21 protein-coding genes are annotated in these 23,782 nt (G+C 69.4%); 9 read left to right on the top strand and 12 right to left on the bottom strand.

Annotation, left to right across the window (positions count from 1 at the left end; genetic code table 11):
* Positions 1-3: 3 nt before the first annotated feature.
* The 8 genes from F8O04_RS10750 to F8O04_RS10715 all read right to left on the bottom strand — a co-directional run bounded on the left by F8O04_RS10750 (position 4) and on the right by F8O04_RS10715 (position 10,011).
* Positions 4-1,359, bottom strand: a complete 1,356-nt coding sequence (locus tag F8O04_RS10750; RefSeq protein ID WP_158029381.1) for a thymidine phosphorylase — start codon at positions 1,357-1,359, stop codon at positions 4-6.
* Positions 1,360-1,440: 81 nt separating this feature from the next.
* The gene (locus F8O04_RS10745; RefSeq protein WP_158029380.1) at positions 1,441-2,499 is read right to left on the bottom strand and encodes an endonuclease domain-containing protein; all 1,059 of its coding nucleotides are present in this window, start codon (positions 2,497-2,499) and stop codon (positions 1,441-1,443) included.
* A gap of 397 nt (positions 2,500-2,896) precedes the next feature.
* Complete coding sequence (locus tag F8O04_RS10740) at positions 2,897-3,301, bottom strand: cytidine deaminase (protein ID WP_158029379.1); 405 nt, start codon at positions 3,299-3,301, stop codon at positions 2,897-2,899.
* Between the two features lie 7 nt (positions 3,302-3,308).
* Positions 3,309-4,649, bottom strand: a complete 1,341-nt coding sequence (locus F8O04_RS10735) for an ABC transporter permease (protein WP_158029378.1) — start codon at positions 4,647-4,649, stop codon at positions 3,309-3,311.
* Positions 4,646-5,944 carry an ABC transporter permease gene (locus tag F8O04_RS10730; RefSeq protein ID WP_158029377.1) on the bottom strand — a complete coding sequence of 433 codons (1,299 nt, stop codon included), beginning with the start codon at positions 5,942-5,944 and terminating at the stop codon, positions 4,646-4,648. The genes F8O04_RS10735 and F8O04_RS10730 overlap by 4 nt, the downstream gene beginning before the upstream one ends.
* Positions 5,941-7,440, bottom strand: coding sequence for an ABC transporter ATP-binding protein (locus F8O04_RS10725; protein ID WP_158029376.1), 1,500 nt, complete (start codon positions 7,438-7,440; stop codon positions 5,941-5,943). The genes F8O04_RS10730 and F8O04_RS10725 overlap by 4 nt, the downstream gene beginning before the upstream one ends.
* Positions 7,441-7,539: 99 nt before the next feature.
* Entirely contained in the window at positions 7,540-8,658 is a 1,119-nt protein-coding gene (locus tag F8O04_RS10720; RefSeq protein WP_225735012.1) for a BMP family lipoprotein, read from the bottom strand.
* 207 nt (positions 8,659-8,865) lie between these two features.
* Positions 8,866-10,011, bottom strand: a complete 1,146-nt coding sequence (locus F8O04_RS10715; RefSeq protein ID WP_158029374.1) for a mannose-1-phosphate guanylyltransferase — start codon at positions 10,009-10,011, stop codon at positions 8,866-8,868.
* A 101-nt stretch (positions 10,012-10,112) separates the two neighbouring features.
* On the opposite strand from F8O04_RS10715, the gene F8O04_RS10710 reads away from it, so the two are divergent.
* From F8O04_RS10710 to F8O04_RS10685, 6 genes are all read left to right on the top strand, one after another.
* On the top strand, positions 10,113-11,291 hold the full coding sequence (locus tag F8O04_RS10710; protein ID WP_158029373.1) for a glycosyltransferase family 4 protein: 1,179 nt from the start codon (positions 10,113-10,115) through the stop codon (positions 11,289-11,291).
* Between the two features lie 329 nt (positions 11,292-11,620).
* Positions 11,621-11,953, top strand: coding sequence for a succinate dehydrogenase, cytochrome b556 subunit (gene sdhC / locus F8O04_RS10705; RefSeq protein ID WP_158029642.1), 333 nt, complete (start codon positions 11,621-11,623; stop codon positions 11,951-11,953).
* Between the two features lie 13 nt (positions 11,954-11,966).
* On the top strand, positions 11,967-12,410 hold the full coding sequence (gene sdhD / locus F8O04_RS10700) for a succinate dehydrogenase, hydrophobic membrane anchor protein (protein WP_158029372.1): 444 nt from the start codon (positions 11,967-11,969) through the stop codon (positions 12,408-12,410).
* A gap of 34 nt (positions 12,411-12,444) precedes the next feature.
* On the top strand, positions 12,445-14,247 hold the full coding sequence (sdhA, locus tag F8O04_RS10695) for a succinate dehydrogenase flavoprotein subunit (RefSeq protein ID WP_158029371.1): 1,803 nt from the start codon (positions 12,445-12,447) through the stop codon (positions 14,245-14,247).
* Between the two features lie 10 nt (positions 14,248-14,257).
* On the top strand, positions 14,258-15,013 hold the full coding sequence (locus F8O04_RS10690) for a succinate dehydrogenase iron-sulfur subunit (RefSeq protein ID WP_158029370.1): 756 nt from the start codon (positions 14,258-14,260) through the stop codon (positions 15,011-15,013).
* Between the two features lie 319 nt (positions 15,014-15,332).
* A complete protein-coding gene (locus F8O04_RS10685; RefSeq protein WP_158029369.1) occupies positions 15,333-15,698 on the top strand; it encodes a VOC family protein in 366 nt (121 codons plus the stop codon).
* Here F8O04_RS10685 and ptsP read toward each other — a convergent pair.
* Positions 15,695-17,353 (bottom strand): phosphoenolpyruvate--protein phosphotransferase, encoded by a 1,659-nt coding sequence (gene ptsP, locus F8O04_RS10680; RefSeq protein ID WP_158029368.1) that lies wholly within the window; start codon positions 17,351-17,353, stop codon positions 15,695-15,697. The two genes, F8O04_RS10685 and ptsP, sit on opposite strands and share 4 nt — an antisense overlap.
* 73 nt (positions 17,354-17,426) lie before the next feature.
* Between ptsP and F8O04_RS10675 the strand changes: the two genes are divergently transcribed.
* On the top strand, positions 17,427-18,647 hold the full coding sequence (locus tag F8O04_RS10675) for a YihY/virulence factor BrkB family protein (protein WP_158029367.1): 1,221 nt from the start codon (positions 17,427-17,429) through the stop codon (positions 18,645-18,647).
* A 74-nt stretch (positions 18,648-18,721) separates the two neighbouring features.
* Here the strand turns inward: F8O04_RS10675 and F8O04_RS10670 are convergent, their stop codons facing one another.
* The 3 genes from F8O04_RS10670 to F8O04_RS10660 form a co-directional block, all read right to left on the bottom strand.
* Positions 18,722-19,723 (bottom strand): hypothetical protein, encoded by a 1,002-nt coding sequence (locus tag F8O04_RS10670; protein ID WP_158029366.1) that lies wholly within the window; start codon positions 19,721-19,723, stop codon positions 18,722-18,724.
* An 86-nt stretch (positions 19,724-19,809) separates the two neighbouring features.
* Entirely contained in the window at positions 19,810-20,355 is a 546-nt protein-coding gene (locus tag F8O04_RS10665; protein ID WP_158029365.1) for a hypothetical protein, read from the bottom strand.
* 106 nt (positions 20,356-20,461) lie between these two features.
* A complete protein-coding gene (locus tag F8O04_RS10660) occupies positions 20,462-21,982 on the bottom strand; it encodes a WXG100 family type VII secretion target (RefSeq protein WP_158029364.1) in 1,521 nt (506 codons plus the stop codon).
* 151 nt (positions 21,983-22,133) lie between these two features.
* Between F8O04_RS10660 and F8O04_RS10655 the strand changes: the two genes are divergently transcribed.
* Positions 22,134-23,387 (top strand): DUF6177 family protein, encoded by a 1,254-nt coding sequence (locus tag F8O04_RS10655; RefSeq protein WP_158029363.1) that lies wholly within the window; start codon positions 22,134-22,136, stop codon positions 23,385-23,387.
* Positions 23,377-23,772 (top strand): hypothetical protein, encoded by a 396-nt coding sequence (locus F8O04_RS10650; protein WP_158029362.1) that lies wholly within the window; start codon positions 23,377-23,379, stop codon positions 23,770-23,772. Before F8O04_RS10655 ends, F8O04_RS10650 begins: the two co-directional genes overlap by 11 nt.
* Positions 23,773-23,782: the final 10 nt, after the last annotated feature.

The raw sequence follows: 23,782 nt of genomic DNA, 5'->3' as shown, positions 1-23,782 counted from the left end.
GTGCTACGCCCCGATGCGCCCCGCGATCAGCGGACCACCGTCCAGCACCTCCGACCCCTCGTCGCCGATCGCCCACGCGCCTTCGAGCGCCTCGAGGGCGCGCGGGAGGCGGGCGCCGTCGTCGGCCGACAGCGTGAAGAGCGGATCACCCGCGCGCACGGTGTCGCCCGGTTTCGCGTGCAGCTCGATCCCGGCGGCGTGCACCACCGGATCCTGCTGGCGCGCCCGACCGGCGCCGAGCCGCCAGGCCGCGACGCCGAACGGCAGGGCGAGCTGCGTCGTGAGCACACCGTCGCGCTCGGCGCGCACGACGTGCGTCTCCCTCGGTGCCGGAAGCGGGGCATCCACGTCACCGCCCTGCGCCGTGATCATCGCCCGCCACGCATCCATCGCCCGCCCCGACGAGATCGCCCCCTCGACGTCGGCGTCGGGCTGCCCCACCAGGCGCAGCATCTCGCGCGCGAGCGCGACGGTGAGCTCGACGACATCCGCCGGCCCGCCGCCCTCGAGCACCTCGACCGACTCGCGCACCTCGTTCGCGTTGCCGATCGCGCGGCCGAGCGGCACCTCCATGTTGGTCAGCAGGGCCGTCGTACGCACGCCGGCGTCCTCGCCGAGCGCGACCATGGTCTCCGCGAGCTCCCGTGACCGCTCGATGGCGCCCATGAACGAGCCCGAGCCGAACTTCACGTCGAGCACGAGCGAGCCCGTCCCCTCGGCGATCTTCTTCGACATGATGCTCGAGGCGATGAGCGGAATGCACTCGACCGTCCCGGTCACGTCGCGCAGCGCGTAGAGGCGCTTGTCGGCGGGCGCGAGCGAGGCGCCGGCCGCGCAGATCGCGCCGCCGATCGTGCCGAGCTGGGCGAGCAGCGCCTCGGCCGACAGCTCGGCCCGCCAACCGCGGATCGACTCGAGCTTGTCGAGCGTTCCGCCCGTGTGGCCGAGACCGCGGCCCGAGAGCTGAGGAACGGCGACACCGAACGACGCGACGATCGGTACGAGCGGAAGCGTGATCTTGTCGCCGACACCGCCCGTCGAGTGCTTGTCGACGGTCGGCCGGTCGAGCGTGCCGAAGCTCATGCGCTCGCCCGAGGCGATCATGGCGAGCGTCAGGTCGCGGATCTCGCGGCGGTCCATGCCGTTGAGGAAGATCGCCATTGCGAGCGCCGACATCTGCTCGTCCGCCACGTATCCGCTCGCGTAGCGCGAGACCAGCCAGTCGATTGCGTCGGTCGCGAGCTCGCCGCCGTCGCGCTTCGTGCGAATGAGGTCGACGGCGTCGAACGGCTCCGGCTGCGGCGCGTTGGCCGCGGCACCGCCGTCGGTGGGGGTTCCGGATGCCGTGGGCTCGGTCACGAGGTCTCCTTCGCTGCGCGCGTGGTTCCCCGTGCGGCCTCGCCGGCACGGGGCTTCTCAGGCTATCGGGGCCGTGCCAGCTCAGTGGCCCCTGCCTGGCATCCCGTTGGATTCGATCGTCCGCGACGCGACGTCGCGAGTCGCGGGACGAGCGGGGCGACAGCGAACGGCGAGTCGACCGGCCCCCGGGGGCGAGTCGACCGGCCCCCGGGGACTGCGGTCGATGCTGGGGCCGCGACCGCGCGCCAGATCGGGGACTGATGTGGCGAGCCTGCGGTCCCGTGACGACCACTTGTGGCATCCGGCGCGCAGCAGATGCTCGAGGACCGTCCACGTCTGCTGCCAGTCATGCCGGACCTGCTGAAACGTCAACCGGACGGTCATGTAACCGAGCGCGACAGCGATGAGGTCACGGCGCCGGTCCTCCGCGTGGTGCTCGTCTCGCGTGTGGAACGCGGCCGAGTCGCACTCGATGATCAGGCGGTCGCCGACCAGGAGGTCGACACGGCCGACTCCCTCGATCTCGGCCTGCGCGGTGAACGGCACGTTGCGGCCGCGCAGCGCGTTCCGCACGATCGTCTCCGTGCCCGACTGGCTGCGCCCGTCGGCGTGCAGAATCAGGCGTCGGACGCGTCTCGGTGCCGCGTTCGCGAGGAGATGCAACTCGTCGAGCGTGCGAAGTCGCTTGTTGACGATCGAGTCGGCCACGATGAGTGCGTCGAGGGGGTCGAGACAGCGAAACGCGCAGTGCAACGACACGTCGAGATCGTCGACCGAGTCTCGCCCGAGCGGCGAGTCATCCAACCGATGCGCCGTGACGTGGCCCGCGCGCGGCAGGGCGGCACCAGGGGCGACGCGCACATGGGTGCCACTCCGAACGGGCATCCAGACGTCCATCCGTTCTATGGTCGACACGCAGGTCAACCGTCCTCCGAGCCTGATGGCCGTCGCGATCTTCGGGTCGTGAGCTCGGAAGTGGTACCACCCGCGGTGGATGCGCCGCAGCTCCCCGCTGGCAAGCAACCCTTCGCGCTGCTTGCGCCCGATGCCCGCGTCATCGAGCGCTGCCGTCGAGACAACTCCCTCGCGACGCTGGCGAGCCAGTGCGCGCTGAAACAGTGTGATGTCATCGTCCTGCACCGCCCCATTCGAGCGACTCGGCAGACGTTGGCGCTAGGGCTCCGAGAAGTCTGTGGATAACTGCGCTGGATGACCCCGTGCGACCGCACGGCTTCGCGCCTCACCACCGCGACCCGCGCGCCCGCCGCCGCGCACGATAGAGGGGGCAGCGTGCCCACCCCGCCTCCCACAGACCACGCTCGGCAGCCCGCCCCCTCCAAACCGACGCTCAGTCGACCGGGCGCGCCCCGCCACAGCAGGACAGGCCCGGCGGACAGACCCCGCCGTCTCGTCCGCCACCGCGACCCGCGCGCCCGCCGCCGCGCACGATAGAGGGGGCAGCGTGCCCACCCTGCCTCCGACAGAGCACGCCCGGCAGCCCGCCCCCTCCAAACCGACGCTCAGTCCGCCGGCGCGACTACCGATCCGTGTAGTGGTCGAGGTCTGCCGGGCCGAACGCCTGCGGCAGCACACGCTCGAACGGCTGGATCCCGTGCGGCGTCTCGATCTCCATGCCCGGCGCCTTGAACTCGTTGAGCAGCTGCCGGCACCGACCGCACGGCATGATCACCTCGCGCGCCCCGTTGCAGCACGTGAACGCGACGAGCCGACCGCCGCCCGTCGCGGCGAGCTGCGACACGAGCCCGCACTCGGCGCACAGGCCAACCCCGTACGAGGCGTTCTCGACGTTCGCGCCCGTCACGATGCGGCCGTCGTCGACGAGCGCCGCCGCGCCAACCGGATAGTTGGAGTACGGCACGTAGGCGCGCCGCATGATGTCGTGCGCGGCCGCACGCAGCGCGTCCCAGTCGATCCCCGCCATGGCAGCCCTACCCCTTCACGTACGGGATGCCGTTCGCGGCGGGCGCGCGCGACTTTCCGACGAAGCCGGCGACCGCGAGGATCGTGACGATGTAAGGGACCATCGCCATGAACTCCGTCGGGATGTTCGCGCCCACCTGCGACACCAGTGAGTTGAGGTTGGTGGCGAACCCGAACAGCAGCGCCGCGAGCATGGCGGAGATCGGGTGCCACCGGCCGAAGATGAGGGCCGCAAGGGCGATGTACCCCTGGCCGGAGGTGATCTCTTGACCGAATGCGCCGACTGCGCCGAGCGTGTAGTAGCTTCCGCCCGCTCCAGCGATGACGCCCGAGAGCAGCACGTTCCAGAATCGGGTGCGGTTGACCTTGATGCCGACCGTGTCGGCCGCTTTCGGGTGCTCGCCGACGGCCCGCGTGCGCAGGCCCCACTTCGAGTGGAAGACCGCCCAGTACAGCAGCGGTACGAGGATGAACATGAGGAACGTGATGAGCGTGTTCGAGAACAGCAGTGGGCCGATGACGGGGATGTCGCTGAGCAGCGGTATGGACCACTCGGCGTACTTCGGCGGCTGATTGAACGCGCCCGGATCGCGCACCATGACCGCGGAGTAGAAGAAGTCGGTGAGCCCGATCACGAGCATGTTGATGACGACGCCGACGACGACCTGCGCGACGAGGTAATTGATCGAGAACACGGCGAGGATGAGCGACACCAGCACGCCTGCGGCCATCGCGCCCAGGAGCCCGAGCACGGGGTTGCCCGTGAGTGTCGCGATGAGCGCCGACGCGAAGGCGCCCGCGAGCAGCTGGCCCTCGATCGCGATGTTCACGACACCGACCCGCTCGCTCACGAGACCGGCCATGGCGCCGAAGATCAGCGGGGTCGAGATCGCGAGCGTGCCCGACAGGAGCCACGTGAGCGGCACGTTGGCGTCGGCGCCGATGAAAACGATGAGCCCGACGACCCAGAGGATGCCGAACACGATGAGCAGCCACAGCGGCGTCTTCTGGTCGCGAGCCGCGCGGGCGTACGCGAAGCCGGCGATGGCGAGCAGCACGAGGCCGAGGACGGTGTTGGTGCCGCTGGTGGGCAACAGCACCGGCGGCAGCTCGAACGGCACGAGCCGGTCGTTGAGGTCGATGCGGCTCGTGGCGTCGGCGGGGGCGAGCATGCCGAATGGGATCAGCAGGACGAGCGCGAACAGCGTGTAGGCGACCGGCGCCTTCCAGCTGCGCGTCGTCCGCACCTCGGCTTTGGTCTCGGCGTGCGCCGGGGCGACGGGGGCGGTCGACGGGATCGCCGTCTCGGCGCCGGCCGGGCCGCGCTGCTGCGGCGACTGCTCGCTCATTTCGACCCCTCCGTGCTCGACACCGTCGCGTGATCTTGGCCGTTGCCCCTTCTCGACTCGCGGGCCGCGCGAACGCGGTCAAGCAGCGAGACGCCCGTCGGCACGGGCAGGCGGAAGATCGCGCGGATCAGGGGCGGCGCCGCGATGAACAGCACGATGAGTCCCTGAATGACCGACACGATCTCAATCGGAATGCCCTCGACGATCTGCATCGGGAAGGAACCTGCCTTGAGCATCCCGAACAGCAGCCCGGCGAGCACGACGCCCACGGGGTGGTTCGCGCCGAGCAGGGCCACCGTGATCGCGTCGAAGCCGATGCCCGCGTCGACGTTCGGGTCGAAGCCCGTCGTCGCCCGGCCGAGCACCTGCGTCGCGCCCGCCAGGCCGAAGAACGCGCCCGAGATCGCGAGCGTGCAGAAGGTGGTGCGCTCGACGCTGATGCCTGCGGTGCGCGCCGCGTGCGGGTTGATGCCGACCGCGCGGATGCGGAAGCCGAGCGTCGTACGGTCCATGATGAACCAGAACGCGACGGCCGCCAGGATCGCGAGAATGAACCCGAGGTCGACGGCGCCGATGAGGTCCGGCAGGTGCGCGCTCTCGGCCACCGGTTTCGCCTTGGGGTTGCCGCCCGCGCCCTCGGCCTGGAAGACGGGGGTCTTCAGCAGGTAGGTGATGAGGTAATAGGCCACCCAATTGAGCATGATGGTGAGGATCACCTCGTGCGCGCCCGTCTGCGCCTTGAGCCAGCCGGCGATGCCCGCGTAGATGGCGCCGCCGCCGATGCCGGCGAGCACCGCGACGATGAGGTGCAGGCCCGGCGGGAGCGGCAGCGACGCCCCCACGAACCCGGCGAACAGGGCCGCGATGAGCATCTGCCCGCGCCCGCCGATGTTGAAGAGGCCCGCCCGGAAGCCGATCGCGACGCCGAGGCCGCCGGCAATGAGCGGGGTCGCCCACATGAGGGTCTGGGTGAGCGGCATGAACCCGGTGGCCGGGCTGAAGATCGCGCCCTCCCAGATCGACACGTAGGCACCGCGGATGACCTGCCACACGGCCGAGATCGTGTCGCTCGGCCGGTTGAAGAAGTACCCGGCGGCCTCTTGCACGTCTTCGCTCGTGACGACGACAAGCAGCGAGCCGATGAGCAGTGCGAGCAGGATCGCGAGCAAGGAGCGCAGCGTTCCCCCTCCGAGCACGTCGCGCCAGAATTCGTGCCAGGGATGCTCCGGGGACGTCCGTTCCGTCGGTTCCGTCGGCTCGGCCGTCGACGTTGTGGCGCGCGCAGGCTCGCTCATGCCTCGATTCCCGCCATCATCTTTCCGAGTACCTCTCTCGACGTCGTTGGTTCGACGATGCCGACGCTGCGGCCCTGATACATGACCATGATTCGGTCGGCGAGCTGCACGGCCTCGTCGAGCTCGGTGGAGACGATGATGACGGGGATCCCCGCGTCGCGCACCTGCACGATGCGCTCGTGCACGAACTCGATCGACCCGACGTCGAGTCCGCGCGTCGGCTGCGAGGCGATGAACATGCGCAGGTCGCGCCCGAGCTCGCGTGCGAGCACGACCTTCTGCTGGTTCCCGCCAGAGAGGCGGCCGGCCGCGGTGTCGATCGACGGCGTGCGCACGTCGAACTCCTCGATGCTTCGCTCGGCGAACGCGTTGATCTCGCCGAGCTTCACCACGCCGCCGACACTGAACGGGGCGCGATCGACCCGGTCGAGCACCAGGTTCTCGGCGATCGTGAACTCGCCGACGATGCCGTCGACCGTGCGGTCCTCGGGCACGAAGCCGAGGCCGGCGTCGAGGGTGCGCTTGACGGATGTGCCGATGAGCTCGCGACCGTCGAGCGTGACCGAGCCGAGCGCCCGCTTGCTGATGCCGAGGATCGCCTCGGTCAGCTCGGTCTGGCCGTTGCCCTGCACGCCCGCGATCACCAGGATCTCGCCCTGCCGCACGTCGAAGCTGAGGTCGTCGACCTGCTTGTTCCCGGCCTCGTCGAACACCGTGAGGTTCGATACGACGAACGTCGACTCGCCGAGTGTCGGCGGCTGCTTGTCGACCGACAGGTCGACCGACCGCCCGACCATCTTGGCGGCGAGCGCCTCGTTCGACTCGGTCGGCTCGGCCGTCCCGACGACCTTGCCGCGGCGGATGACGGTGATGCGGTCGGCGACGCGGCGGACTTCGCGCAGCTTGTGGCTGATGAAGACGATCGAGGTGCCGGCATCGCGCAGCTGCTCCATGATCGCCATGAGCTCGTCGGTCTCTTGCGGCGTCAGCACGGCGGTGGGCTCGTCGAGCACGAGCACTCTGGCGTCGCGCGCGAGCGCCTTGATGATCTCGACGCGCTGCTGCGCGCCGACCGGCAGGTGCTCGATGAGCGCATCAGGGTCGATGTTGAAGCCGAACCGCTCGGAGATCTCGCGCACGGTGCGGCGCGCGGCGTCGAGATCGAGGTGGCCGGCGAAACGAGTGGGCTCGTGGCCGAGCATGACGTTTTCGGCGACCGTGAAGACAGGAACGAGCATGAAGTGCTGGTGCACCATGCCGATGCCGGCGGCCATCGCGTCACCGGGTCCGGCGAAGCGCTGTTCGACGCCGTCGAGCAGGATGCTCCCCTCGTCGGCCTGGTACAGCCCGTAGAGCACGTTCATGAGGGTCGACTTGCCGGCGCCGTTCTCACCGAGCAGCGCGTGGATCTCACCGTCGTCGACGACGAGGTCGATGCGGTCGTTGGCCGTGAACGATCCGAAGCGCTTGGTGATGCCCTTGAGTTCGAGTTTCATCGTGTTCCTGTGTCGGCGGGGTCGAGTACCGATGCGTGAGCCTGCCGTGGGGATCGGGCTACCGATCCCTCCGGCAGGCTCACGGTACGGGGAAGGCCCCTACTCCTGCACCTCGGGCGACGCGTCCGAGATGCCGGTGATCGTGCCGTCGATGATGTCGGCCTTGATCTGGTCGAGCTCCTCGAGCATCCCCTCCGGCAGCTCGCCCTCGAATGCGCCGAAGCCCGAGAGGCCGACGCCCTCGTTCTCGAGCGTGCCCGTGTAGTAGCCGCCCTCGAACTCGCCGTTGAACGACTGCTCGATCGCCTCGAAGACCGTCACGTCGAGCCCCTTCATGATCGAGACCAGCACGATGTCGGCGTAGCGCTCGTCGGCGGCCGCCAGGTCGGAGTCGACGCCGAGGATCACGGCATCGCTCCCGGCGTCGAGGATCGCCTCGGCGCCGCCCTGGTACAGGGGCCCGCCGACGGGGAGGATCACGTCGGCGTTCTGCGCGAGGAAGCCCTGCGTGATCTGGTTCGCGCGCGCGTTGTCGCTGAAGTTGCCCACGAACTCGCCCGTCTGGGTGTCGGGGTTCCACCCGATCACCTGCACGTCGGTACCCTTCTGCTCGTTGTGGTACTCGACGCCCCTGGCGAAGCCGTCCATGAAGATCGTCACGGTCGGGATGTTGTCGCCGCCGTACGTGGCGACAGTGCCGGTCTTCGAGTACCCGGCTGCCGCGTAGCCGGCCATGAACGCCGCCTGTGCCGTGTCGTAGTTCAGCTGCAGCAGGTTGTCGCCCTCGAGGTAGTCGACGTCGACGATCGCGAAGTGCACCTCAGGGTTGGCGTCGGCCGCCGCCTGCGTCGCGTCGGCAAGGTTGAAGCCCACCGGCACGACGATGTTGCAGCCCTGCTGCACCATGGTCGTGAGGTTCGAGTCGTAGTCGTCGGGTGACTGCGACTCGGCCTCGAGCGTGCTGACACCGAGCTCCTCCTCGGCCTGCTCGAGCCCGTCGTGCGAAAGCTCGTTGAACGACTTGTCGTTGAAGCCGCCCTCGTCCGACACCATGCACGCGGTGAAGTCGCTGTTGTCTTCCGGTGCGGCGCCCTCGGATCCGGCGGGCGCCTCATCGGGCGCCTGGCCACACGCCGCCAGGGCGAACGCGACGACGCCCACGGCGCCGATCGCAGCGGTGCGCGTGAGCGCGGGGCGGGAGAGCAAAGAACGTGCCACGTGGCAACCTCCTGGTTGGGCTCGCCTGCCGCACGGCACCGGCGAGAACGCTGGGAATGCGATGACACTAGTCATTTCGGAGCCCGCCGGTTGCTCATTTGTGCACCTCGCAACACGACTGTTGCAAAGTTCCTCGCCGGTTCGTGCGTTCCGATGCGTTCCGAGTGCGCGCCAGCGACGTCGCTCCGTCACGCGGCACGGCGACAGCTACACCGTCGCCGAGTGCCCCGCCGTCTTGAGCGCGTCGACGATCTGCTTGACCGACTGCGCCTTTCCTCGCGTCGTCACGAGCAGCGCGTCGGGCGTGTCGACGACGACGGCGTCGTGGATGCCCGCGAGCGCGATCACGCGATCAGTTTCGGCCACCACGAGACCGGACGCATCCACGGCCACCACGTTGCGCTCGTCCGTGCCCATGACCGCGATCTCGCTGGCGCTGCCGCTTCGCGCGAGCTCTGCCTGGGCGAGGCGGGAGACGGATGCGAAGTCGCCGACGTCATCCCATTGGAAGTAACCGGGGATCACGGCGAGTCGCCCCTCGGCGGCCAGCGGCTCGGCGACGCTGTAGTCGATCGCGATCTTCTGCAGCCCCGGCCAGATGCGCTCGGTGACGGCGTCGCGCTCGGGGGTCGTCCACGCGTCGGCGATCTCGGCGAGGCCGCTGGCGAGATCGGGCGTGCTGGCCTCGATCGCGGCGAGCAGCGCATCGGCCCGCCCGATGAACATGCCCGCGTTCCAGAGGTACTCGCCCGAGGACAGGTAGGTGCGGGCCTTGGCCAGGCTCGGCTTCTCGACGAACGCGTCGACCGATCTGGCACTCGGTGCCCCGTCGACGGCGAGCGGCGCGCCGGTGCGGATGTACCCGAACGCCGTCGAGGGCTCGTACGGCTGGATGCCGAGCGTGATGATGCGGCCCGTGTCGGCGGCGGCGATGGCCTCGCGGACCGCGGCGCGGAATCGCACCTCGTTCCCGATGAGATGGTCGGCGGCGAACGAGCCGATGATCGCATCGGGATCGCGACGCACCAGGATCGCGGCGGCGAGGCCGATGGCCGCCGTGGAATCGCGGCCCTCGCGCTCAAGCACGACGTTGGCGTCGGCGAGCTCCGGCAGCTGCCGGCGCACCTCGGCGGCGTGCGAGCATCCCGTGACCACGAGCATCCGCGACGCCTCGCAGAGCGGCACGATGCGGTCCCACGTGCCCCGCAGCAGCGTCGCTCCCTGGCCGGTGACGTCACGCAGGAACTTAGGCGACGACGCACGTGAGAGCGGCCAGAGCCTGGAACCCACGCCACCGGCGGGAATCACGCCGTAGAACCGGTCGGCCGGGGAACGGTCGGAGGGGCTGTGCATGCGCGACAGCGTACGTGAACGCGCGAATGCCCCGAATTCGTCGCCGACCGTTCACCCGAGGGTCCATTGCGCGGCCGCACCGCCCACATACACTGAGCTTCATGCGCGTTGCCGTTGTCACCGAGAGTTTTCTTCCGACGGTCAACGGCGTCACCAACAGCGTGTGCAAGGTGCTCGATCACCTCGAGCGTCGCGGGCACGAGGCGATCGTCATCACGCCGGCCGCGGGGTCGCCGAAGCACTACGGCAGCTTCCGCGTGCACCAGGTGCCGGCATTCGCGTACCGGCAGTTCCCGGTGGGTCTCCCCTCGCCCCAGGTCCAGCGCCTCATCGACGACTTCGCCCCCGACGTGGTGCACGCCGCGAGCCCGTTCCTCCTCGGCGGACAGGCCCTCTTCGCGGCCAAGCTCCGGCGCGTGCCGTCGATCGCGGTATTCCAGACCGACGTCGCCGGCTATACCAAGCGCAACCGGCTCCGCGCGATGGAAGACTTCGCGTGGTGGGTCATCCGGCTCATCCACAACTCGGCAGACCTCACGCTCGCCCCCTCGTCGGCGTCGATCGCCGACCTCGAAGACGCCGGCATCGGCCCGCTCGAACGCTGGGGCCGCGGCGTCGATCTCGAGCGCTACCACCCGCGCAACAAGCTGACGGGCACGTCGCAGCGCCTCCGCAAGCGGCTGCGCGCCGACGAGAACGTCATTGTCGGCTACGTCGGTCGCCTCGCCCCGGAGAAGCAGGCCGAGCGCCTCGCGTCGCTCCGGGACATCCCGGGCATGCAGCTGGTCGTGGTCGGCGACGGCCCCTCGACCGAGTCGGTGAAGCGGGCGCTCAAGGGCATGCCGGTGCACTTCGCCGGCCGCCTCTCGGGCGCCGACCTCGCGCACGCCTACGCGAGCTTCGACGTGTTCGTGCACACGGGCACGGAGGAGACCTTCGGGCAGACCCTCCAAGAGGCACACGCCTCCGGCGTCCCCGTCGTCGCGCCGTATGCGGGCGGCCCCATCGACCTCATCGACCACGGCACGGACGGCTACCTCTTCAATCCGCGCAGCGAGGGCGATGCCGACCTGCGTCACTGGATCTCGGAGCTCGTCGCCGACTCGGACCTGCGTGCGCGCATGGGCGAGGCCGGCCGCCGCCGCGTGCTCGACCGCTCATGGGAACGCATCTGCGACGAGCTCATCGGCCACTACGAGCTGGTCATCGCCGAGCGCCAAGCGATCGAGTCGCGCCGCCCGGCCTCGCGGTTCTCGACGGCGCTGTCGCGCCGGCAGTAGCCGAATCGCGCCTTGTGCTGCGCGTCGTCGCGCACCGGACGGAGCGTCGCCAGCGCTCGGGCGAGCACGGTGCAGCCCGAGGCGGGCGGACCCACCAGGGCGCGAGCGGGAGAAGATTGAGAGTACCCTGAGAGTGTGACTCCGAACACGTTCGGGGTAAGCACTTCGGGCCCCGGCTCCGGCATGTGGGTCGTGTCTCACCGAACAGACGAAGGGGAAGTTCCGTGTCTACAGTTCAGGCGGAGCCGTCGAGCGCCCCAGGCGCCCCGGACAAGCCGGCGAAGAAGAAGAACAAGGTCGGTGGCACGCTCTACCGCGGCACCGAGGGCATGTGGTCGTGGGTGCTGCATCGCATCACGGGCATCGCTCTCTTCTTCTTCCTGCTCGTGCACGTGCTCGACACATCCCTGGTTCGGGTGAGCCCCGAGGCGTACAACGCGGCCATGCACGCGTACAAGACGCCCATCATGGGTGTCGGCGAGGTCGCCCTCGTCGGCGCGGTGCTGTACCACGCCTTCAACGGCATCCGCATCATCCTCATCGACTTCCTGCCCGGCGGCACGAAGCACCACCGGCTCATGTTCTGGATCGTCATCGCCCTCTGGGTCGTGTGCATGATCGGCTTCACCCCCCGCCACCTGATCAACGTGTTCAGCCACTAGGAGGGGGCGAGCAATGACGATTCAAGACATCGAATATCCCCGCACCGCCACGGCGGCACGTCGCGGGCCGAACTTCGAGAAGGCCGGCTGGGTCTTCATGCGCGTCAGCGGCGTGCTGCTCGTGATCCTCATCATCGGACACCTCTTCGTGAACCTCATGCTCGGCGACGGCATCTCGGCGATCGACTTCGCGTTCGTGGGGGGCAAGCTGTCGAACCCGTTCTGGCAGGTGTGGGACGCGCTGATGCTCGTGCTCGCGCTGATCCACGGCACCAACGGCATGCGCACGATCGTGAACGACTACGTCGCAAAGGCCACCACTCGGCGCGTGCTCGAGATCCTGCTCTACCTCGTGTGCGTCGTCCTCATCGTGCTCGGCCTGCTCGTGGTCTTCACCTTCGATCCGTGCCCGGCCGGCTCACCCGCAGACCTGCTCCCGAGCTTCTGCTCGGCCTAGCACCGACGCCTTCGACAGAGAGAACTCCACCGATATGGCAGAACAGTTGGCTGGCGACCGAGTCATCGACGGCGTCCACTACCACCAGAACGACATCGTGATCATCGGCGCCGGCGGCGCCGGCATGCGCGCCGCGATCGAAGCGGCGCAGGGGGCCGACACGGCGGTCATCACCAAGCTCTATCCCACGCGCTCCCACACGGGCGCGGCGCAGGGCGGCATGGCCGCGGCGCTCGCGAACGTCGAGGAGGACGGCTGGGAGTGGCACACCTATGACACCGTCAAGGGCGGCGATTACCTCGTCGACCAGGACTCGGCCGAGATCCTCGCCAAAGAGGCGATCGAAGCCGTGCTCGACCTCGAGAACATGGGGCTGCCCTTCAACCGCACGGAAGAGGGCAAGATCGACCAGCGCCGCTTCGGCGGACACACGCGCGATCACGGCAAGGCGCCGGTGCGCCGCGCCTGCTATGCGGCCGACCGAACCGGCCACATGATCCTGCAGACCCTCTACCAGAACTGCGTCAAACACGGCGTGAAGTTCTACAACGAGTACTACGCGCTCGACATGACCATGACCGAGGTCGACGGCGCCATGCGCCCCTCCTCCATCGTCGCGCTCGACCTCAAGACCGGCGATCTGCACGTCTTCCGGGCGAAGGCCTTCATCTTCGCGACAGGCGGATTCGGCAAGATCTACAAGACCACCTCGAACGCGCACACGCTCACGGGCGACGGCATGGGCATCGTCTGGCGCAAGGGCCTCCCCCTCGAGGACATGGAGTTCTACCAGTTCCACCCCACCGGTCTCGCCGGCCTCGGCATCCTCCTCACGGAGGGAGCCCGCGGCGAGGGCGCGATCCTGCGCAACGCCTCGGGCGAGCGCTTCATGGAGCGGTACGCCCCCACGATTAAAGACCTCGCGCCCCGCGACATCGTTGCGCGCTCGATGGTGCAAGAGGTCCTCGACGGCCGCGGCGGCGGGCCGAACAAGGACTACGTCTACCTCGACTGCACCCACCTCGGCGCGGAAGTCCTCGAGACCAAGCTTCCCGACATCACCGAGTTCGCGCGCACCTACCTGGGTGTCGACCCGGTCGTCGAGCCCGTGCCCGTGTACCCCACCGCGCACTACGCGATGGGCGGCATCCCGACGAACAACGAGGCCGAGGTGCTCGCCGACAACGAGACCGTCGTGCCCGGCCTCTACGCCGCGGGCGAGTGCGCCTGCGTCTCGGTGCACGGATCGAACCGGTTGGGCACGAACTCGCTGCTCGACATCAACGTGTTCGGCAAGCGCTCGGGTCGCAACGCCGTCGAGTACGTCAAGGCAGCCGACTTCGTCGACCTGCCCGACGACCCGGCGAAGTTCGTCCGCGAGCTCGTCGACCGCCTGCGCACGAGCACCGGCACCGAGTCGGTCGCGGGACTGCGGCGCGAGCTGCAGGAGACCATGGACATCAACGCCCAGGTGTTCCGCACGTCGGAGACCCTGACCGAGGCGGCGCGCGTCATCCACTCCCTGCGCGAGCGCTACCCGCAGATCTCGGTGCACGACAAGGGCAAGCGCTTCAACACGGAGCTGCTCGAGGCGATCGAGCTGGGCTTCCTGCTCGATCTCGCCGAGGTGCTCGTGTACTGCGCCATGAAGCGGGAGGAGTCGCGCGGCGGGCACATGCGCGATGACTTCCCGGAGCGCGACGACAAGAACTGGATGCACCACACGATGGCGTATCTCACGGGCGAGCCGACGAGCCCCGACCCGTCAGACCACATCCGGCTCGACAAGAAGGACGTGCGCTTCACGCGCTACGAGCCGACCGAGCGGAAGTACTAGGAGGAGACACATGTCTGACAGCGAACAGTCTGCCGACGCGGCCCCCGAGGCGCCGAAGTCGTTCACCGTCACCCTGAACGTCCGCAGGTACGACCCTGAGGTCGACACCGAGCCGCACTGGGAGTCGTTCGACGTCGAGATGTACTCGACCGACCGCATCCTCGACGCTCTCCACAGCATCAAGTGGAACCAGGACGGCTCGCTCGCGTTCCGCCGTTCGTGCGCGCACGGCATCTGCGGCTCAGATGCCATGCGCATCAACGGCCGCAATCGGCTCGCGTGCAAGACCCTCGTGAAAGATCTCGACATCACGAAGCCGGTCTACGTCGAGGCGATCAAGGGGCTGCCGCTCGAGAAGGACCTCATCGTCGACATGGAGCCCTTCTTCGACGCGTACCGCGAGGTGCGCCCGTTCCTCGTCGCGAGCGATAAGCCCGAGAAGGAGCGCCACCAGACGATCGCGCAGCGCGAGGCCTTCGACGACACGACCAAGTGCATCCTCTGCGCGGCGTGCACGAGCTCGTGCCCCGTGTTCTGGACCGACGGGCAGTACTTCGGCCCGGCCGCGATCGTCAACGCGCACCGCTTCATCTTCGACTCGCGCGACGAAGATGCGAAGGTGCGGCTCGACATCCTGAACGACAAGGAGGGCGTGTGGCGGTGCCGCACGACCTTCAACTGCACCGAGGCGTGCCCCCGCGGTATTCAGGTCACGAAGGCGATCGCCGAGGTGAAGCAGGCGACGCTCGGCACCCGCGGCGTGTAGCCCGCCGCTCGTTCGCGTCGCGCGGTGACGGCGTCGGCCCCGGATCGGCTCGATTCCGGGGCCGACGCCGTTCTCGTCACGGCGCGTGGAACGCTCCGTCGCAAGACATGAACCCCGCTCACTTGTTCACCCTCCGTTTACTCGCTAGGGTGGTGGGCATCCACCTGAGCGGCCTCCGATCCCTGCGGAGGCCGCTCGCTTTTTGCGCGCATCCTTTCTCGTGCATCGACGCATGACGGCGCCAATGCGGACGGAATCTGTCACCGGTCGGTGCGAGTGTCGGCGACGACGACCGCATCCGCTCCGAAAGGGACACCAGATGACCCCGCCGAATCTGTTTCTGGTCTACGTGACCGATGTCGATCGCTCGACGCGCTTCTACGCCGACCTCTTCGACATGGACCCGGCCATGGTCACCCCCAGGTACGTGTCGTTCGAGGTCGCCCGCGGCGTGCTGTTCGCCCTCTGGAGCGGGCGCCCCGAAGCCGCCGTGCCGTCGACACCGCGCACGAGCGAGGTCGGCCTCATGGTGCCGGGGGCTGCCGAGGCGGTGGATGCCCGGTTCGACGCGTGGCGTGCCAAGGGCGTCACCGTCGTCCAGGAGCCCGTCGACGAGGTCTTCGGGCGCACGTTCGTGGTTGCCGACCCGGACGGCAACCTCATTCGCGTGTCGCCGGTCGACTAGCGCGCGGCAAGCAGCTCGGCGCCGATCTCCCGCGCGGCTGCGGCGCTTGTCGCCTGGAGCACGGCGGCCGCGACCTCTCGCGCGCGCTCGAGCGTGACACGCCGCAGCGCCGCGCGGACCTCGGCGAACGCGGGCGGCGCCATCGACAGCGACCGCACACCGAGGCCGACCAGCACGACCGCGAGGCGCGGGTCGGCCGCCGCCTCACCACACACGCCGACGCTCTTGCCGGTCGCTTCACCCGCATCGCCCGCGATCTTGATGAGGCGAAGGACGGCCGGATGCCACGGGTCCTGGAAACCGGCGACGGAACCGAGCACGCGGTCGGCGGCCAGCGTGTACTGCGTGAGGTCGTTCGTGCCGATCGAGATGAAGTCGCTCGACTGCAGCACCTGCTCGGCGAGGATCGCCGCCGAGGGCACCTCGATCATCGAGCCCGCGACCTGGATGCCGAGCTCGCGCGCGAGCGACGTGAAGTACTCGCTCTCGGACGCCTCGGCGACCATCGGCGCCATCACCCACAGCTCGGCGCCCGTTGCCGCCTGGGCCGCCGCGAGGGCTGTCAGCTGGTCGCGCAGCACCTGCTCCCTCGACTTCAGCACCCGGATGCCGCGAAGCCCGAGCGCCGGATTGGGCTCATCGGAATCGGTGAGAAACGCGAGGGGCTTGTCGGCGCCCGCGTCGAGCACGCGCGCGACGACCTTCATCCCCGAGAAGTGCGTGAGCAGCTCGGTGTAGTCAGCGATCTGCTTCGCAACCGACGGCGCGTCGTCCGAGTCGAGGAACAGGAACTCCGTGCGGAACAGGCCGACGCCCTCGGCGCCGAGCTGCACGGCTCGCGGCCCGTCGCCGGGCTTGCCGACGTTCGCGAGCACCTGGATGCGCGTGCCGTCCGCGAGCGCGCCTGGCTCGATCGGTGCCGCGGCCAGCGCCGCCTGCCGGTCGATCTCGCGCTTCGCATTCGCGAGCTGCTGCTGGGTGGGGTTGACGAAGACGGCGCCCGAGCCCGCCTCGACGATGACGGTTGCGCCGTCCGCGATCCGGTCGGCCCCATTGACGGCCACGACGGCTGGAAGCCCCTTCTCAGCGGCGAGGATGCCCGTGTGCGCTTTCGGAGACCCGTCGCGGGTCACGAGAGCGAGCACCTTCGAAAGGTCGAGCTTGGCGGTGTCGGCGGGTGCGAGGTCGTGGGCGACGAGGATGAACGGCTCGTCACTGTGCGGCACTTCGGGTGCGGGTACGCCGAGAAGCCTGGCGACGACCCGCTGCGAGACGTCGCCGAGATCGGTCGCGCGCTCTGCCATGTACCCGCCCATGCTGCGGAGCGTTGCGCGAAAGCTCTCGAACGCCTCGAAGACGGCGCGCTCGGCGGTCTTGCCGATCGCGGTGCGCTCGGCGACGGCGTCCGCGAGACTCGGGTCGGCCGCCATCATGGCCGACGCCTCGACCACGTCGCGGGCCGGTCCATCGAGCTCTGCCGCGCGCGCCTGCAGGTCCCTTGCGACCTCCGAGAGCGCCGCGAGTGCGCGCTGGCGTTCGGCGTCGAGGTCACCGTCGACGCGCGCGTTCGCGTCGGGCTCCGGCAGCGGATCTGGCATTCGCACGACAGTGCCGACGGCCACCTTGGTTCCGACCCCGAATCCCGTAAGCTCCACGAGTCCTCCTCGACATGTCTCCGCCTCGCCGAAAGCGACTGCTGTCGCGGCCACTGCCGATTAGGGTAGTCCTGTGAACAGGCGAACGGCTCTCCGACGGCCGCGCGCGCTGCGCACGATTCTTCCGCCGCTGCCGAGACGACGCGACGAGGCGTCGTTCATGGACTGGGTGAAAGACTTCGTCACCTGGTACAACGCCACGCGGTTCGCCCGCACGATGAAGGAGAACTTCGACAAGGGCGCCCCGGTCATGGCCGGGGGCATGGCCTTCATGGGGATCTTCTCGCTGTTCGCCGGGCTCTGGGCCGTGTTCTCGGTGCTCGGCCTCGTGGTCGCCGGACGCGAGGACATCCAAATGTGGGTCATCACCTCGATCGACACCGCGCTCCCCGGTCTCATCGGTACGGGCGCCGCAATCGATCCCGACGTGCTGCTGAACGCGACCGTCTTCGGATGGACCGGCATCATCGCCCTCGTCGGAACGGTCTGGACAGCGCTGCGCTGGCTCGGCGGAACGCGCATCGCGATCAGGAGCATCTTCGAGCTGGCGCCGACGGGCGACATCCCATTCGTCCTCGCGAAGCTGCGCGACCTCGGGCTGATCATCGCTGCGCTCGTCCTGCTGCTGCTGTCTTCATCGTTCATCGCCGGCGGACAGGGAGCCGTGACGTGGGCGATGGAGACGTTCGGCCTCGCGGATCTCGGCGGCGCGCGGGAGGTCCTCATCCAGATCTCCAGTTCCATCATCGCGGTCATCTTCGACTCGGTGCTGCTCGCCGGCCTCGTGCGCGTGCTCGCACACCTGCACGTGCCGTGGCGCGTGCTGGCGCCCGCCGCCCTCGTCGGGGGCGTCATCCTCGGCGTGATCAAGATGCTCGCGGCTTCACTCGTCGGCGGCGCATCCGCGAACCCGCTCCTCGCGACGTTCGCGACGCTGGTGAGCGTGCTCATCCTCTTCAACCTCATGGCCACGGTGCAGCTGCTCGTCGCCACGTGGGTCAAGGTGTCGATGGACGACCTCGGCCTGTCGCCCCGCATGCTCACCGCCGAGGAGGCCGCGGAGGAGGCACGCGCGACGGCCATCCGAGCGCAGCAGGAGCTGCTCGCCGCCGAGGAACTCGCGCTGCGCGAGGAGCTTCGCACCTCGCACCGGTTCGGCGATCGCGCTGCGAAACGGCGGTTACGCGAGATCGAGGATGAGCGACGGACGCTCGAGAACGAAGACCTCGTCCTGCGCATGTGGAATGGCGATCGCCCGGCCTCGGTGCGCGCCACACACGTGCCGCGCGACTGACGCCTCGCCGAAGGCCTGCCGGCGCCGAGGAGCCGACGAAAGAGGCGTCACGGGGCAGCGCTCCCCCGGGGCGGCTACGAGACGGCGTCGAAGCGGTCGTCGACGTTGTCCTCGACCACGAGGCGCACGATCGATTCGAGACGCGCGCGCGTGACCCGCGCCGCGTCACCGACCTCCCCAGTGCGGTCGAGCAGTGCCGCGAGGGCGTCACCGCGATTGGCCGCCTCGAGATTCGCGGGCCCCCGCTCGCCGCGCACGGCGAGCCACTCGCGCAGCAACCGCACGGACGCAAGTGCGGGCGAACGATCGAGCACGAGCATGGTCGAGGCGACGGCGTCGTCGATGAGGGCGTCGAGCGCCGCGTCCCGCTCGTGATCACCGGTCTCGCCGAGCAGCGCGTCGGCCTCCCGGCCCTCGCGCCGGTCCATGTTGCCGAGCACCGCGTCGTTGATGCTGGCGAACACTCCGGGCCAGCCCCACGCATCCTGCAGCGGCTTCACCTCGTCGGGCAGCGAGACCGCGGCGTTCCGCGGCGTTTCGAAGCGGTCGTGATGATCGGGGTCGGCGCGGCGCGGGTCGAGGGCCGCGTCGTCGAGGCGTTCGCCGTCGACCACCCGGTGCCTCGGGTACCACGCGGGCAGGAACAGATGCTCGCGGGGGTAGCGCTCGAGCTCGTCGACGAACGCGTTGTCATCAGGAACGTCAGGCGTATCAGGGTCGGGATCCGGCGCCCACGGGCTGCCGGCGTGCACGCCCCAGTAGAAGCGCCGATCCCAGTTGAACGAGGCCTCGAGCACCCCGTCGTCGGTGAGCTTGAACTCGGACGAGATCCATGCACCTCGCTGCGGGTCGCTCATGGCGTCGCGCAGCTCATGGAGCGCCTCGTGGACGGCGGGAGGCTGCGAGAGCGGGTGCGCCTTGCCCTCGCGGTCGATCGCGGTCGTTTCGGTGTATACCGCCTTGCCCGCGGGCGCCCAGAACAGGTACGAAACGCTCCACTGCCCCTCGGGCATGAGCGGCAGCCAGCCCTCGGCGATCCGGCGGTGACAATCCTGGATGCGCGCGTCGTCGACCACGTGAGTCCTTTCGTTCGCGTCGCGCCACGTTAGCTGGCGCGGGTTTCACGACCGGGACGCGAGGCGCGTCCGTGCCGCCGGTCGGGTCAGTACTCGACCGGGTGACCGAACCGATGCTCGAGATTGCCATCGACGGCAGCGATGATCACGCGCTCGATGGGTTCCCACACCACATCGATCGGCGAATCGAACCTGGCCTCGCCGAGATCGCGGTCGTCGTTGGCAACGAGCGTGATGGCGCTTTCGACATCGTCGAGGGCATCTGCGGGGTCGCCCCCGTCGAGCACGGCCGCGACGGCATCGTCGTCGGACGCGGCCGCAAGCGCCCGCCACAGCGGCACGATCTCCTGGGCCTCGACCTCGTACAGCCCGTCGAAGGTGATGGCCTCGACGCAGCGTTCCGAGAGTTGGCCGAGCCGGTGCCCCCGCACGACCTCGCCCGCATCGTCGCGCCCGGTGAGCGTCGCGGCCTCGACCTCATCGTCGATCGCGTCGATCGCCGCGCGAACGGCCGCGTCGATCTCATCGAAGAGGGACCGCCAGGCATCGCTGCCGCCGAGGGCCGTCTCGATGGCGAGCTCTGGCGCGGCTGCTGCGCGAGCCTCGCGCAGCAGGTCTCGTGCTTCCGTCATGTCTGCTCTCCCCATCCCGTGCCGGCGCCTTGCCGCCTGCGTGCCGACGGTCCATTGTGGCGCGTCCGTCCGACATCCGGTACCGAGCCGGGCCGGGCCGGGCCGGCTACATCCGGTCGGGGAAGCTCGGATTGACCCCGAGGTCGACGACGTTGCCACTGGCGTCGGTGACGGTGAAGTCGTAGTGCGCCGCGTGGCCGTCGGGGCCGTATTGCACGTGGCGTTCGACGATGAGCGGCTGCTGGTTGTTCGCCGGCGAGTAGTAGTGGTCCGAGATGGCCATCTCGACCTGCGCCTGGTACGAGTTCGATGTCGCGCTCTGCGGGGGCGTATTGATGTCCTCGTTCGGGCCCCGGTGCTGGGCCGGTTGCGCGTGACCGCGGTTGTCACCAGGGTTGTACATCTCGTCTGGCCAATTTTTGGCGCTCGTTTGCGTGCCCGCCCGCCACGGGTCGCTCGAATAGCCACCCCCGGGTTTCTCGCCCCGGCCGTCCATCGTGTAGCGGGTGTAGTCGGGCCGGCCGAGCGCGTCGGTCTCCGTGACGGTCCGGCCGTCGTCCATGACGTAGCGGTGATTGGGCTCGAACGGCGTCGTGCCCTCGGCGGTCGACACGCGAAGGTCGGGGTTCGCGCTGCCGGTGGCGGAGGTGTAGTGGTTCGAGACGTCGTCGGGGCCGAAGGTCCGGCCCGACGTCGAGACGAGGTTGCCCGTCTCCGGATCGATCCTGGCGCCGGTTTCGTACGGGGGATCGTGCAGACTCATCTTGTGGTCATTGACGCCGTCGACCCGGCGTCCGTCGACCACGTCGGGCGAGCCGTTGGAGTTCCAGTGGCCGGCGTTCCCGGCGCGGCCCGCATCGGCGGCATCGTCGCCGACGCGGCCGGCCGCGGCGACCTCATCGCTCGAACGCGCGGTGGCACCGGCGACGTCATCGACGACCCTCCCGGCCGTGGCCGCGTCATCCGCGAGGCGGCCGACCGTACCGACGGTGCCGACCTTCCCGAGGATGCCGATGCCGCCGATGAAGTTGGAGCCGACGTTCCACAGCGTCGTCCCCGACGCGCCGGCATTGTCGTCTCCCCACTGGTCCCAGGCGATGATCGCCTTGCCGAGCTCGGTCCATGCGTCGCCGGCGAGGCCCCAGTTGCCCCAGGTGCCCTCCGACGGGTTGTAGCCGATCAGCACGCCCATGCCAGTCCACGTCTCCGCGAGGTTGTCCCACGACCACCCCCAGTTCTCGTCGAACCCGAGCAGACCCGCGATGCCTTGGACATCACCCCAGACGGCACCGAACAGGCTGCCGAAGAAGCTCGTGGTGCCGTTCCACGTCGACTGGAGGCACCCCTCGTCCTGGCCGGGCTCGCTCGCCTCGTCCTGCTCGTCGGCCTGCCGGTGCAACCGGTCGCGCGCGTCGCGCAGCGTGTTCCCGAGCTCCGTGGCGTCGAAGTGCAGCGAGGCGCCCCAGGTCTCGCGGTAGCGGTCGGCGTCCGGTCCGAACCACGAGACGCCGTCGATCTCGGCCCGCAGATCGAAGCCCGCTCGCTCGAGCACATCGCCGCTTCGCCGAAAGGTCGTGCCGATCGATCGCAACTCATCAGGGTTCGCCCCGAACATCCCAGTCGCCATGTCTCCCCCTGTGCGACGCTCGATCATCCACCGTCCGGCTGATGCGTCGGGCCCAACGGTACGCCCGGGCTCGGAGGCTGTCAGTGGGGAGAACTCCCCACCCTGGATGATGGCACCGGCTGTTCGCACGGGGTGGCTACGATTCCGCGTCATGGCACAGGGCGATGCGTTCCAGCGGCGCGGATCGTCGTATCCGTCGACTGCCGCGCCGCCACGGCGCCCCGAGCATCCGCGCTCGCGCATCGATCCCGCGACGAGCCCGCTCGTCGACCGCGTCGGCCCAGGTTGGGCGCTCAGCGAGAGCACCTCCCCCGTTCTCTACCTGTCCCCCGCCCGCCGCCGTTTCCTCGCGAGCACGGCAGCCGCCGGCGCCCGGCCGATTCTCGTGACGGGCGAGGAGTCGTCGCTCACGCTTGCCCTCGACGAGGCCCTGAGCTCGCTCGGTGGCGTCTGGGTCGTGCGCTCGGCGACCGGGTACCGAGACACGCGCATGGGTCGCCGCATTGCACGACCCGAGGACGCGTTCGCGCCGGACTTCGATCCCCGACCAGCCCCCGAGCACGTCCGGCCGCCCGCCGCGGAGACCACCCAGGTGGCCGTCTTGGCCTCCATCCGCCAGCGCAACCGGCGCAAGGCGACGTACGGCGCCTCCCTCGAGCTGCTCGCCGACCTCCTCGTCGATGATGCGGCCCTCGACTGGGGCGTCGCCGAGCCCGTCACGCTGCCGTGGGGCCTCGAGCGCGTCGGCGAATACGGGCGCGAGGCCCTCTCGCACAACCCGTGGCTCGTCGTCAACGGTGTGGGCGCGACCGGCAGGGCGGTCACGGCGACCCTGCGCCTGCGGCCGACGAAGCAGGGTGCCGAAGAAATCGTCAACCTGGTCGCCGACGTCGGCCCCGAGGGCGGCGAGGACGCCGCAGAGGCCCTCGCCGACGCGCCGGAGCTCCTCGCCGAGCTGTCCCTCGAGGGCGTGCCGCTCATCGCCATCGTCTTCGGCCGCGTCGGCCGTGCCGACCTGCACAAGGGGCCGACGCTCGAGCGCCCCGGCGCGCCGCTCGCCATCCTGATCGGCGCGCCGGGCGTCTCGCGCCTCGGGCTGCCGATCGCCGAGCTCGAGGCCCGCTTCGACGCCCGGGTCGTCGGCAACGACCGCGCCCCGTCGATCGTCGTTCCGCTCGGAGACGAGATCATGCCGCAGAACTTCGCGCGACTGCGCGAGGTGCTCTGGGCGCTGGATCCCGTTGCGCTCGCCGACGCGCTCGGCACCGACGCCATCGAGCCGCTGCTCGGACCGGGCTGGCGAGAGGAGGCGGCCTCGCGCGCCGCTGCCGCCTCGTCTCCCGACGTGCTTGGGCCGGATGCCGACGGCCCCGCCCAGGAGGAAGGTCACGACCATGCCACGTGAGGCCGTTCTGCTCACCACCGACCCGATTCGTTTGATGGAACTCGGCGAGGCCGTGCAACGCCGGCCCGAACGGCTGGGGGTGCAGGGCATCGATCGAGGGGGCTCGGCCGCGATTCTGCACCCCGATGGGCGCCTCGTCTGCAGCGTGCAGGCCCCCGTGCGCCTCGAAACGATCGACGAGGTGCACCGCTTACGGCCCGACGCGACGAGTGAGGTGTCGTTTCCGTGCTACTGGCATGACGCGTGGGTGGCACCGGACGACGAGCCACTCGGCGTCGCGTGCCTCGAAGCCCTCGCCTCGATGACGCGAGGTGTGCTCGTGCTCTCGCCCGCGGTATCCGTCCCCGACCGGCACCGTACCGAGGGTGTCGGAGGGCCGCCATAGACTTGTGACC

It is taken from the genome of Pseudoclavibacter endophyticus (assembly GCF_008831085.1).
Taxonomy (GTDB): Bacteria; Actinomycetota; Actinomycetes; order Actinomycetales; family Microbacteriaceae; genus Pseudoclavibacter; species Pseudoclavibacter endophyticus.
Note: the sequence above shows the minus strand (reverse complement) of the source record. Positions and strands in the feature narration are given on the sequence as shown.